An 11,532-nucleotide genomic window follows, 5' to 3' on the forward strand; every position below is an offset into this window, starting at 1 on the left:
TAAAATTCCGCTTCTGTCCGCCCTCGATGGCGGCAGTCCATAGACCACAATAACTACAGAGGAAGTCTGGTCATGTACGCAGTACTGGTAACCGGCGGTAAGCAATACCGCGTGGCGCAGGGCGAAACGCTCCGCGTTGAAAAGCTCGAAGTCGAAGTCGGCAACGAGATCAAGTTCGACAACATCCTGATGCTGGGCGACAGCGATGGCATCAAGCTGGGCGACGCGCTGAGCGGCGCTTCGGTCACTGCCAAGGTCGTGTCCCAGGGTCGTGCCGACAAGGTCCGGATCATCAAGTTCCGTCGCCGTAAGCACCACATGAAGCGTCAGGGTCACCGTCAGTACTACACCGAAATCGAGATCACCGGCATTGCCGGTGGCAGCAAGTAATAAGGAGAAGCAGTCATGGCACATAAGAAGGGCGTAGGCTCATCGCGCAACGGTCGCGACTCCAACCCGAAGTACCTCGGCGTCAAGATTTTCGGTGGCCAGGCCATCGATGCCGGCAACATCATCGTGCGTCAGCGTGGCACCCAGTTCCATCCGGGTACCGGCGTTGGCCTCGGCCGTGACCACACCCTGTTCGCGCTCGTCGACGGCAAGGTGGAGTTCTCGGTCAAGGGCCCGAAGAAGCGTCGTACCGTCAGCGTCGTCGCCGAAGCCTGATCTTCAGCGGTACGCAGGCGCCCACGCCACGGCGTGGGGTCGCTGACGAAAGCCCCGCTTCGGCGGGGTTTTTCGTTGGTATCAACTATCGGGCGGGACATTTCCCGCCGCCGGCCCTGGATCGTACCGGGGCCGTTAGACTCTGCGGTGGGGTGCACCTCGCGCCCGCCGCCTCCAGATTGGCATCCAGAATCATGAAACTTGTAGACGAAGCAGAAATCCAGGTGATCGCCGGCAATGGCGGCAACGGCTGCATCGGTTTCCGTCGCGAGAAGTTCATTCCGCTGGGCGGGCCGGACGGTGGCGACGGCGGTAATGGCGGCAGCGTGTGGATCCGCGCCGACGAGAACCTCAACACCCTGGTCGATTTCCGCCATGACCGCATCTTCAAGGCGCAGCGCGGCGAGAACGGCATGGGCCGCCAGGCCTATGGCAAGGGCGGCGAAGATCTGGTCATCACCGTGCCGATCGGCACCGTGATCATGAACGTCAGCACCGATGAAGTGATCGGCGATCTGACCAGTCATGGTGACCGCCTGCTGGTGGCCAAGGGTGGCCGCGGCGGCCTGGGCAACATGCATTTCAAGAGCTCCACCAACCGCTCGCCGCGCCAGGCGCTGCCGGGCGAAGAGGGTGAAGAGCGCCTGCTGAAGTTGGAGCTGAAGCTGCTGGCCGACGTCGGCCTGCTGGGCTTCCCGAATGCCGGCAAGAGCACCCTGATCCGCGCCGTGTCCGCGGCGACTCCGAAGGTGGCCGATTACCCGTTCACCACGCTGTACCCCAATCTGGGCGTCGTGCGCGTGGAGAACTACCGCAGCTTCGTGATCGCCGACATTCCCGGTCTGATCGAAGGTGCGGCCGATGGCGCCGGCCTGGGCGCGCAGTTCCTGCGCCACCTGCAGCGCACCCGCCTGCTGCTGCACCTCGTGGATATCTCCCCGATGGAAGGCGGCGTGGAAGGTGTCTCGCCGATCGAGCAGGTCCGTGCGATCGAGCGCGAGCTGGAAAAGCACGATCCGGAGCTGCTGGACAAGCCGCGCTGGCTGGTGCTGAACAAGGCCGACCTGATGTTCGAGGACGAGGCCAAGGCTGCCGCCGAGAAGATCGTCGCCGAGCTGGGCTGGACCCAGCCGTGGTACCTGGTCTCGGCGCTGGGCCGTGAAGGCACCTGGCCGATCATGAACAACGTGATGGCCTTCTTCGACCGCCAGAAGGAAGACGAGGCGCAAGCGCGCGATGCGTACTGAGCGCACCCGCGCGCCCCTGAGAAACCCGGCTCCGGCCGGGTTTTTCTGTGGTGCTGCCATTTCGGGATCGCAGGCAACAAAAAACCCGGCCGGGGCCGGGTTTTTTTCTGCGGCTGGATCGAAGCCACGCGGGGCGTGGCTCTACGACACCCGCAGCGCCGTATCAGGCGGCCTTGATGGCCTTGATGCGCGCGGTCAGGCGGCTCTTATGGCGAGCAGCCTTGTTCTTGTGGATCAGACCACGCGAGCTGAAACGGTCGAGGATCGGCTGGGCAACAGCGAAGGCTGCCTCGGCGCCGGCGGCGTCATTGGCATCCAGAGCCTTGATCACCTTCTTGACAGCGGTGCGCAGCATCGAACGCTGAGCCGTATTGCGCGCGTTGCGCACGACGGTCTGCTTGGCGCGCTTCTTGGCGGACTTGATATTGGCCACAGTGGTGGTTTCCTGAAAAATCGGTGTAATGGGAACAGCAAGCTGGAAAGTATGATGGCTCGAAAAATGTACGTCAAGTCAATTGTCAAGAGGGAACACGGGTGAGTTCACCAAGGATGTTGCGGGGCCTGCTGTCTTTCAGCAGCATGACCATGATTTCGCGGGTGTTGGGGCTGGTTCGCGACTTGGTCATCACCACCACGTTCGGCACCAATGCGGTGACCGATGCCTTCTGGGTCGCCTTCCGGGTGCCCAATTTCCTGCGCCGGCTGTTCGCCGAGGGCTCGTTCGCCACCGCGTTCGTCCCGGTGTTCACGGAGGTGAAGGAAACCCGCTCGCATGCCGAACTGCGCGAACTGATGGCGCGGGTGGCCGGCACGCTGGGCGGGGTGTTGCTGCTGGTCACCGCGCTGGCGCTGATCTTCGCGCCGCAGCTGGCGACCCTGTTCTCCAGTGGGGTGGATACCGACCCGGCCAAGCATGGCCTGCTGGTGGACCTGTTCCGGTTGACCTTCCCGTTCCTGCTGTTCGTCTCGCTGACCGCGCTGGCGGGCGGGGCGCTCAACAGTTTCCAGAAATTCGCGATGCCGGCGCTGACCCCGGTCATCCTCAACCTGTGCATGATCGCCGGTGCGTTGTGGCTGGCCCCGCGGCTGGGCGGCACCCCGGAGAAGCAGATCCTGGCGCTGGGCTGGGCGGTGCTGGCGGCCGGCCTGCTGCAGCTGCTGTTCCAGCTGCCCTCGCTGAAGGGCATCAACCTGCTGACCCTGCCGCGCTGGGGCTGGCGGCATCCGGGGGTGCGCAAGGTACTGACCCTGATGGTGCCGACGCTGTTCGGCTCCTCGATCGCGCAGATCAACCTGCTGCTGGATACGGTGATCGCCGCCAAGCTGACCGACGGCTCGCAGTCCTGGCTGTCGCTGGCCGACCGCTTCCTGGAACTGCCGCTGGGCGTGTTCGGCGTGGCGCTGGGCACGGTGATCCTGCCGGCGCTGGCCCGCCACCATGTCAGTACCGACAAGGCCGGCTTCTCCAGTGCGCTGGACTGGGGCCTGCGCACGACGCTGTTGATCGCCATCCCCGCCATGCTGGGCCTGCTGCTGCTGGCCGAGCCGCTGATCGCCACCGTGTTCCAGTACGGCCGCTTCACCGCCTTCGATACCCGCATGACCGCGCTGTCGGTGTACGGCCTGAGCTTCGCCCTGCCGGCCTTCGCGCTGCTGAAGGTGGTGCTGCCGGCCTTCTATGCCCGCCAGGACACCCGCACCCCGGTCCGCGCCGGTGTGGTCGCGCTGGTGGCCAATATGGTCTTCAACTTCATCCTGCTGGCCGTGCTGTACCACGTGATGGTGCCGGAGGCGCTGAAAGCGCAGGGCGTCTGGGTCGCGTTGGGCAAGCAGCCGGGCCTGCATCTCGCGCTGGGTATCGCCAGTGCGCTGTCCAGTTATCTGAACCTGGGCCTGCTCTGGTATTGGCTGGGCAAGACCGATGTCTACCAGCCCAAGGCGGGCTGGGGCGGCTATGTCACCAAGCTGGGGCTGGCCTGCCTGGCGATGGTGGCGGTGCTGCTGGGCCTGCGCTACGGGATGGCGGACTTCACCGGCATGGATAAATGGCACCGCATCGGCAACCTCGCGCTGCTGGTCGGCGGTGGCGGTCTGACCTATCTGGTGGCCCTGGTCGCCATGGGCTTCCGCCCGCGCCACCTGCGGGAGCATTGATCCGGGGGCAGCCCGGCTATACTTCATGGCTATCTCTTGCAAAGCATCGGCCCTGGTGGGCCGCATTCCACGTAGATGAGCAGGCTGTTTAGAAACGTCGAAGGCGGGCAGTTGTTCCCGCACGGAAGCGTGGTCTGCATCGGCGCATTCGACGGCCTGCACCTGGGCCATCGTGCGTTGGTGCGCCACGCCGTTTCGCGCGCGCGCGCGCTGGGCGTGGCCGCCGTTGCGGTGGCCTTCGAGCCGTTGCCGCGCGAGTACTTCGCCCAGGGCGAGCCGCCGCCGCGATTGACCCTGGCCCGTGACAAGGTCGCAATGCTGCGCGAACTCGGCGTGGATGCGATCGGCCTGCTGCGCTTCGATGCGCGCATGGCCGCGATGCAGGCCGAGGATTTCGTCGAGCAGCTGCTGGTGCACCGGCTGAGTGCGCGCGAGGTGTGGATCGGGCCGGAGTTCTGCTTCGGCAACCGCCGCAAGGGTGATCTGGCCCTGCTGCAGGCGATGGGCCGCGAGCGTGGCTTCAGTGCGGGCGAGATCGAGCCGGTCGACCTGCATGGCGAGCGCATCTCCAGCACCCGCATCCGCCAGTTGCTGCGCGCCGGTGATTTCCGTCATGCCGGCGATCTGCTGGGCAGGCCGTATACGATTGGGGGCAGGGTAGTGCGCGGCCGTCAGTTGGGCCGTACGCTGGGCTTCCCGACCGCCAACCTGCGCTTTCCTAAGACGCCGGCGCTGTCGGGGATCTACGCGACCTGGGTCCACGGCGTGTTCGACCAGCCGTGGCCGTCGGTCTCCAGCTTCGGTACGCGTCCCACCGTGGATGGCGTGGAGCCGCTGCTGGAAGCGCACCTGTTTGATTTCCAGGGCGACCTGTACGGCCGCCACATCGATGTCGAGTTCGTCGCCAAGCTGCGCGACGAAGAAAAGTTCCAAGATCTGGCTGCGTTGACCGACCAGATGCACCGTGACGCCGAACAGGCCCGTCACATCCTTTCCGAACACAGATTGCGAGCCACTGCGTGAGCCAGGACTACAAAGCCACCCTTCATCTGCCGGCAACCGAATTCCCGATGCGCGGCGACCTGCCCAAGCGCGAGCCGGGCATTCTGTCGCGCTGGGAGGACGAGGGCCTTTACGCCCGCCTGCGCGACAACGCGCAGGGTCGCCCGCTGTTCGTGCTGCACGACGGCCCGCCTTACGCCAATGGCCAGATCCACCTGGGCCACGCGGTCAACAAGATCCTCAAGGACATCATCGTCAAGTCGCGCTACCTGGCCGGCTTCGATGCGCCCTACGTGCCGGGCTGGGATTGCCACGGCCTGCCGATCGAGATCGCGGTCGAGAAGAAGTGGGGCAAGGTCGGCGTCAAGCTCGATGCGGTCGCGTTCCGCCAGAAGTGCCGCGAGTTCGCCGAAGAGCAGATCGAACTGCAGCGCCGCGACTTCAAGCGCCTGGGCGTGATCGGCGATTGGGACAACCCGTACAAGACGCTGAGCTTCGATTTCGAAGCCAACGAGATCCGTGCGCTTTCCAAGGTGTTCGCCAACGGTCACATCGTGCGCGGCGCCAAGCCGGTGCACTGGTGCTTCGACTGTGGCTCGGCGCTGGCCGAGGCCGAGATCGAATACCAGGACAAGACCTCGCCGGCGATCGACGTGGCCTACGTGTCGCGTGATTCGCAGCAGCTGGCCGAGCGCTTCGGCGTGACGCTGCCGGCCGATGTCGAGGTGGCGGTGCCGATCTGGACCACCACCCCGTGGACGCTGCCGGCCTCGCTGGCGGTGTCGCTCGGTGCGGAGATCGAATACGTGCTGGCCGAAGGCCCGGCCCACAACGGCAAGCGCCGTTGGCTGGTGCTGGCCGCCGCGCTGGCCGAGCGTTCGCTGCAGCGCTACGGCGTGGACGGCCTGGTCGTGCACGGTCGTGCCACCGGCGCCGCGCTGGAAAACCTGCTGCTGGCCCATCCGTTCTACCCGCAGCGCGACATCCCGCTGCTCAATGGCGCCCACGTCTCCGATGAAGACGGCACCGGCGCGGTGCACACCGCTCCGGGCCATGGCCAGGAAGACTTCGTGGTCAGCCAGCAGTACGGGCTGATGGACAAGTACAACGCCGGCCAGATCAACCCGGTCGACGGCCGTGGCGTGTACCTGTCCTCGACCCCGCCGGCCGGCGACGTCGAACTGGCCGGCGTGCACCTGTGGAAGGCGCAGCCGCTGATCGTCGACGTGCTGCGCGCCTCCGGTGCACTGCTGGCCTTCGTTGAGATCGTGCACAGCTACCCGCACTGCTGGCGCCACAAGACGCCGGTCGTGTTCCGCGCCACCCCGCAGTGGTTCATCTCGATGGACAAGGCCAACCTGCGCCGCGACGCGATGGCCGCGATCGACAGCGTCGGCTGGTTCCCGAGCTGGGGCAAGGCGCGCATCGGCTCGATGGTCGACGGCCGCCCGGACTGGTGCATCAGCCGCCAGCGCACCTGGGGCGTGCCGATCGCGCTGTTCACCCACCGCGAAACCGGTGAGCCGCACCCGCGCACCGTCGAACTGATGCAGCAGGTCGCCGACCGCGTGCAGGCCGACGGCATCGACGTGTGGTACTCGCTGGACAGCGCCGAGCTGCTGGGCGAGGAAGCGCCGCAGTACGAGAAGGTCACCGACATCCTGGATGTCTGGTTCGACTCGGGCGTGACCCATGAAGGCGTGCTGCTGGCGCGTGGCTTCGGCAAGCCGGCCGATCTGTATCTGGAAGGCTCGGATCAGCACCGCGGCTGGTTCCAGTCCTCGCTGCTGACCGGCGTGGCCATCGACAAGAAGGCCCCGTACAAGCAGTGCCTCACCCATGGCTTCACCGTGGATGAGAAGGGCCGCAAGATGTCCAAGTCGCTGGGCAACGGCATCGAGCCGCAGGACATCATGAAGACCCTGGGCGCGGACATCCTGCGCCTGTGGATCGCCTCGGCCGATTACAGCAATGAAATGTCGCTGTCGCAGGAAATCCTCAAGCGCAACGCGGATGCCTACCGGCGCCTGCGCAACACCGCGCGCTTCCTGCTCGGCAACCTGGACGGCTTCGACCCGGCCCAGCACCTGGTGGCCCCGGCCGACATGGTCGCGCTGGACCGCTGGATCGTGCACCGCGCCTTCGAGGTGCAGGAGAAGATCAAGGCGGCGTACACCGGCTACAACATGGCCGAGATCGTGCAGCTGCTGCTGAACTTCTGCAGCGTGGATCTGGGCTCGGTGTATCTGGATGTCACCAAGGACCGCCTGTACACGATGCCGGTGGACTCGCGCGGCCGCCGCTCGGCGCAGACCGCGATGTACCACATCGCCGAAGCGTTCACGCGCTGGATCGCGCCGATCCTGAGCTTCACCGCCGATGAGCTGTGGGGCTACCTGCCGGGCGAGCGCAAGGAGAACGTGCTGTTTGCCACGTGGTACGAGGGCCTGGCCCCGCTACCGGCCGATGCACCGCTCAACGCGGCCGACTTCGATCAGCTGCTGGCCCTGCGCGAGCAGGTCGCCAAGGTGCTCGAGCCGATGCGCGCCAATGGTGCGATCGGTGCGGCGCTGGAAGCGGAGATCACCGTTGCCGCCGATGCCGAGACCGCCGCGCGCTGGCAGCCGCTGGCCGAGGAGCTGCGCTTCCTGCTGATCAGCGGTGACGTGCAGGTGCGCCCGGCGACCACCGACGAGGTGTTCGTCAGCGCCCAGCCGACCGGCAAGCAGAAGTGCGTGCGCTGCTGGCATTACCGCGCCGATGTCGGCTCGGTCGCTGCGCACCCGGAACTGTGCGGCCGCTGCGTGACCAACATCGACGGTGCCGGCGAAGACCGGCGGTGGTTCTGATGGCCGCCGCCCGTCCGCGTCCGAACGCGCTGATCTGGCTGCTGCTGTCGGCGGTGATCATCATCGCCGACCAGTGGAGCAAGGCCTGGGTGCTGTCCAGCCTGCCCGAGTACGAGCCGGTGGTGGTCATCGAGGGCTTCTGGAACTGGTACCGCACCTACAACACCGGTGCGGCATTCAGCTTCCTGAGCGATGCCGGTGGCTGGCAGCTGTGGTTCTTCACCGCGCTGGCGGTGGGCATCAGCGGCCTGATGGCCTACTGGATGTGGGGCACCGCGCGCGGTGCCTGGCGCAGCGCCGTGCCTTACGCGCTGGTGATCGGCGGGGCGATCGGCAACGTGATCGACCGCCTCATGCACGGTCACGTGGTCGACTTCATCCAGTGGCATATCGGGGACCATTACTGGCCCTCGTTCAATATCGCCGACTCGGCGATCGTGCTGGGCGCGGTGGGTATTGCCCTGTTCGGCCTGTTCGACGGCAAGGCTGCCAAAAAAGCGGGATAATTCCCTCCTGTATCCGTAACAACCCGGCTCACGCCGGCCGGAGTATCTGACCGATGGATGTGTTGCTCGCCAATCCGCGTGGTTTCTGTGCCGGTGTCGATCGTGCGATCGAGATCGTCAAGCGCGCGATCGAGACCCTGGGTGCGCCGATCTACGTGCGCCACGAGGTCGTGCACAACCGGTTCGTGGTGGATGACCTCAAGGCCCGCGGCGCGATCTTCGTCGAAGAACTCGACGAAGTGCCGGACGACAACACGGTGATCTTCAGCGCCCATGGCGTGTCCCAGGCCGTGCGCCAGGAAGCCGACCGCCGTGGCCTGAAGGTGTTCGACGCGACCTGCCCGCTGGTTACCAAGGTGCACCTGGAAGTGGCCCGCCACTGCCGCGCCGGCCGCGACGTGGTGCTGATCGGCCACGCCGGGCACCCGGAAGTGGAAGGCACGATGGGTCAGTGGAGCCGCGAGCGCGGCACCGGCCAGATCTACCTGGTGGAGGATGTGGAGGATGTCGCCACGCTGGTCATCGACCAGCCGGAGAACTTCGCCTACACCACCCAGACCACGCTCTCGGTGGATGACACGCGCAGCATCATCGACGCGCTGCGCACCCGCTTCCCGGCGATGCAGGGCCCGAAGAACGACGACATCTGCTACGCCACGCAGAACCGTCAGGACGCGGTGCGCGATCTGGCCAAGCGATGCGATCTGGTGCTGGTGGTCGGCTCGCCTAACAGCTCCAACTCCAACCGCCTGAGTGAACTGGCGCGCCGTGATGGCGTGGAGTCCTACCTGATCGACGGTGCCGACGAGATCGACCCGGCATGGGTGGCCGGCAAGAAGCACATCGGCCTGACCGCGGGCGCCTCGGCGCCGCAGGTGCTGGTGGACGGGGTGATCGCGCGCCTGAAGGAACTCGGTGCCACCGGTGTGGGCGAACTGGAGGGCGAGCCGGAATCGATGGTATTCGCGCTGCCGAAGGAATTGCGGCTGCGCTTGGTCGACTGACCGCGCAGCATTCCGCCACACATGCCATGGCGCTGCCCCGGTAGTGCCGGCCGCTGGCCGGCAGCACACCCCGGTTGGCCCTGATCCCGTCCGGCACACAGAACCTCACCGCACTCCGCTGTGCCAATCATGGCCGCAACGCGACGCATGACCTTTGGGTATGGGGCAGGGCGCAGGCGGAGGGCTAGGATCAAGAGCTTCCCCTGCCGGAGCCTGCCTGATGAAGATGCGTGCCATTGCCCTGTCCGTGCTGCTGGCCGTGTCCGCCACCGGCGTACAGGCGCAGACACCGCCGCCGCAGGACGTGGCCTTCCCGGGTCTGCTGCGCATCGACGTGGACGCGCGCGATATCGGGCGACGCATCTTCAAGGTCAAGGCCACGGTGCCGGCCAAGCCCGGCCCGCTGACTCTGCTGTACCCGCAGTGGCTGCCCGGGGCGCATTCGCCGAGTGGCCCGATCGACAAGCTCGCCGGCCTGGTCGTCACCGCCAACGGCACGCCGCTGCAGTGGACGCGCGATCCGTACGACGTCTATGCCTTCACCGTGCAGGTGCCGCAGGGCGCCAGCGAAGTGGTGGCCGAGTTCAAGTTCCTCTCTTCGCAGGGCACCCAGGGCCGCGTGGTGATGACGCCGGACATGCTCAACCTGCAGTGGAATGCCAATTCGCTGTACCCGGCTGGGGTGATCACCCGCAACATCCAGGCGCAGGCCACCGTCACGCTGCCGCCGGGCTGGTCGTACGCCACCGCGCTGGATACCGAGCGCCGCGAGGGTGACACCGTGGTGTTCAAGCCGATCAGCTACGACCACCTGGTCGACTCGCCGCTGTTCGCCGGCCGCCACTTCCAACGCTTCGATCTGGACCCGGGCGCGAAGGTGCCGGTGCACCTGAATGTCTTCGCCGATGAGGCTAAATCGCTGACCGCCAAGCCAGAGCAGATTCAAGCGCATCGCGCGCTGGTGCAGCAGATGTACAAGCTCTACGGCGCACGCCATTTCGACCGCTACGAGTTCCTGCTGGCGTTGACCGACAAGCTCGGCGGCATCGGCCTGGAGCATCAGCGCTCCAGCGAGAACAGCGGCGACACCGGCTACTTTACTGAGTGGGACAAGACCTGGCTGGGCCGTGATCTGCTGCCGCACGAGTTCAATCACTCCTGGAACGGCAAGTACCGTCGTGGCGCCGATCTGACCACGGCCAACTTCAACGTGCCGATGGGCGACAGCCTGCTGTGGCTGTACGAAGGCCAGACCCAGTTCTGGGGCCAGGTGCTGGCCGCGCGCTCCGGCCTGTGGAGCCCGCAGCAGACACGCGACGTGCTGGCCAATGTGGCGGGCACTTACGACCGCGGTCGCCCCGGCCTGGCCTGGCGCAACCTGCAGGACACCACCAACGACCCGACCATCGCCCAGCGCCGCGCGCTGGCGTTCCGCAACTATCAGATGAGCGAGGACTACTACTCCGGCGGCCAGATGGTGTGGCTGGACGTGGAGGGCAAGCTGCGCGCGCTGACCGGCAACAAGCGCGGCCTGGATGATTTCGCCAAGGCGTTCTTCGGCATGAACGACGGTGACTGGAACGTCCATCCGTACACCTTCGACGAGGTGGTGAGCACGCTCAACGGCGTGGCGCCGTTCGACTGGGCCAGCTTCCTGCGCGAACGCCTGGACGGGCACGGTCCGCTCACAGGGGGCTTGGAAGCGGCTGGCTGGAAACTGGTGTACACCGATACACCGAACGAGGCGTTCAAGGCGCAGGAAACCCGCGGCAAGAACAGCAACCTGCTGTACTCCATCGGCCTGTCTGTCAGCGAGTCCGGCTACATCGGCGATGTGCTGTGGGACAGCCCGGCCTTCAATGCCGGTCTGATTCCCGGCATGAGCGTGGTCGCGCTCAATGGCCGGGTGTTCAAGGCCGAGCAGTTGAAGGAGGCGATCACCGCCGCCAAGACCGACAAGGCGCCGCTGACGCTGCTGGTGAAGAGCTTCGATCGCATCGATACGGTGACGCTGGATTACCACGATGGGCTGAAGTACCCGTCGCTGGAGCGCATCGCGGGCAAGCCGGATCGACTGGCGGAGTTGTGGAAGGCGCGGTGATGC

Annotated in this window: 10 protein-coding genes; 9 read left to right on the plus strand and 1 reads right to left on the minus strand. The window is 66.0% G+C overall.

The window, feature by feature from the left end; all coding sequences use genetic code 11:
• The first annotated feature begins 72 nt into the window (after positions 1–72).
• The 3 genes from rplU to obgE all read left to right on the plus strand — a co-directional run bounded on the left by rplU (position 73) and on the right by obgE (position 1,913).
• Positions 73–390, plus strand: a complete 318-nt coding sequence (gene rplU / locus EDF74_RS02575; RefSeq protein WP_019184518.1) for a 50S ribosomal protein L21 — start codon at positions 73–75, stop codon at positions 388–390.
• Between the two features lie 15 nt (positions 391–405).
• Positions 406–666 carry a 50S ribosomal protein L27 gene (gene rpmA / locus EDF74_RS02580; RefSeq protein WP_019184517.1) on the plus strand — a complete coding sequence of 87 codons (261 nt, stop codon included), beginning with the start codon at positions 406–408 and terminating at the stop codon, positions 664–666.
• A gap of 194 nt (positions 667–860) precedes the next feature.
• Positions 861–1,913 (plus strand): GTPase ObgE, encoded by a 1,053-nt coding sequence (obgE, locus tag EDF74_RS02585; protein ID WP_088432136.1) that lies wholly within the window; start codon positions 861–863, stop codon positions 1,911–1,913.
• Between the two features lie 163 nt (positions 1,914–2,076).
• Here obgE and rpsT read toward each other — a convergent pair whose 3' ends face one another.
• Entirely contained in the window at positions 2,077–2,346 is a 270-nt protein-coding gene (rpsT, locus tag EDF74_RS02590) for a 30S ribosomal protein S20 (protein ID WP_019184515.1), read from the minus strand.
• Positions 2,347–2,462: 116 nt separating this feature from the next.
• On the opposite strand from rpsT, the gene murJ reads away from it, so the two are divergent.
• From murJ to EDF74_RS02620, 6 genes are all read left to right on the plus strand, one after another.
• Positions 2,463–4,067, plus strand: coding sequence for a murein biosynthesis integral membrane protein MurJ (gene murJ, locus EDF74_RS02595; protein WP_123728666.1), 1,605 nt, complete (start codon positions 2,463–2,465; stop codon positions 4,065–4,067).
• Positions 4,068–4,142: 75 nt separating this feature from the next.
• Complete coding sequence (locus EDF74_RS02600) at positions 4,143–5,090, plus strand: bifunctional riboflavin kinase/FAD synthetase (protein ID WP_123728667.1); 948 nt, start codon at positions 4,143–4,145, stop codon at positions 5,088–5,090.
• On the plus strand, positions 5,087–7,918 hold the full coding sequence (ileS, locus tag EDF74_RS02605; RefSeq protein WP_123728668.1) for an isoleucine--tRNA ligase: 2,832 nt from the start codon (positions 5,087–5,089) through the stop codon (positions 7,916–7,918). Before EDF74_RS02600 ends, ileS begins: the two co-directional genes overlap by 4 nt.
• Complete coding sequence (gene lspA, locus EDF74_RS02610; protein ID WP_123728669.1) at positions 7,918–8,424, plus strand: signal peptidase II; 507 nt, start codon at positions 7,918–7,920, stop codon at positions 8,422–8,424. Before ileS ends, lspA begins: the two co-directional genes overlap by 1 nt.
• Before the next feature lie 53 nt (positions 8,425–8,477).
• A complete protein-coding gene (ispH, locus tag EDF74_RS02615; protein WP_123728670.1) occupies positions 8,478–9,428 on the plus strand; it encodes a 4-hydroxy-3-methylbut-2-enyl diphosphate reductase in 951 nt (316 codons plus the stop codon).
• Positions 9,429–9,648: 220 nt separating this feature from the next.
• Positions 9,649–11,529, plus strand: a complete 1,881-nt coding sequence (locus EDF74_RS02620) for a M61 family metallopeptidase (RefSeq protein WP_123728671.1) — start codon at positions 9,649–9,651, stop codon at positions 11,527–11,529.
• The last annotated feature ends 3 nt before the right edge of the window (positions 11,530–11,532 follow it).

The sequence above is a fragment of the Stenotrophomonas rhizophila genome (assembly GCF_003751305.1).
Classification (GTDB): domain Bacteria; phylum Pseudomonadota; class Gammaproteobacteria; order Xanthomonadales; family Xanthomonadaceae; genus Stenotrophomonas; species Stenotrophomonas rhizophila_B.

Coding starts and splice junctions, on each gene's coding strand:
- murJ (WP_123728666.1), top strand. CDS start 2,463: ATGTTGCGGGGCCTGCTGTCTTTCAGCAGCATGACCATGATTTCGCGG.
- rplU (WP_019184518.1), top strand. CDS start 73: ATGTACGCAGTACTGGTAACCGGCGGTAAGCAATACCGCGTGGCGCAG.
- ispH (WP_123728670.1), top strand. CDS start 8,478: ATGGATGTGTTGCTCGCCAATCCGCGTGGTTTCTGTGCCGGTGTCGAT.
- obgE (WP_088432136.1), top strand. CDS start 861: ATGAAACTTGTAGACGAAGCAGAAATCCAGGTGATCGCCGGCAATGGC.
- EDF74_RS02620 (WP_123728671.1), top strand. CDS start 9,649: ATGAAGATGCGTGCCATTGCCCTGTCCGTGCTGCTGGCCGTGTCCGCC.
- rpmA (WP_019184517.1), top strand. CDS start 406: ATGGCACATAAGAAGGGCGTAGGCTCATCGCGCAACGGTCGCGACTCC.
- lspA (WP_123728669.1), top strand. CDS start 7,918: ATGGCCGCCGCCCGTCCGCGTCCGAACGCGCTGATCTGGCTGCTGCTG.
- EDF74_RS02600 (WP_123728667.1), top strand. CDS start 4,143: ATGAGCAGGCTGTTTAGAAACGTCGAAGGCGGGCAGTTGTTCCCGCAC.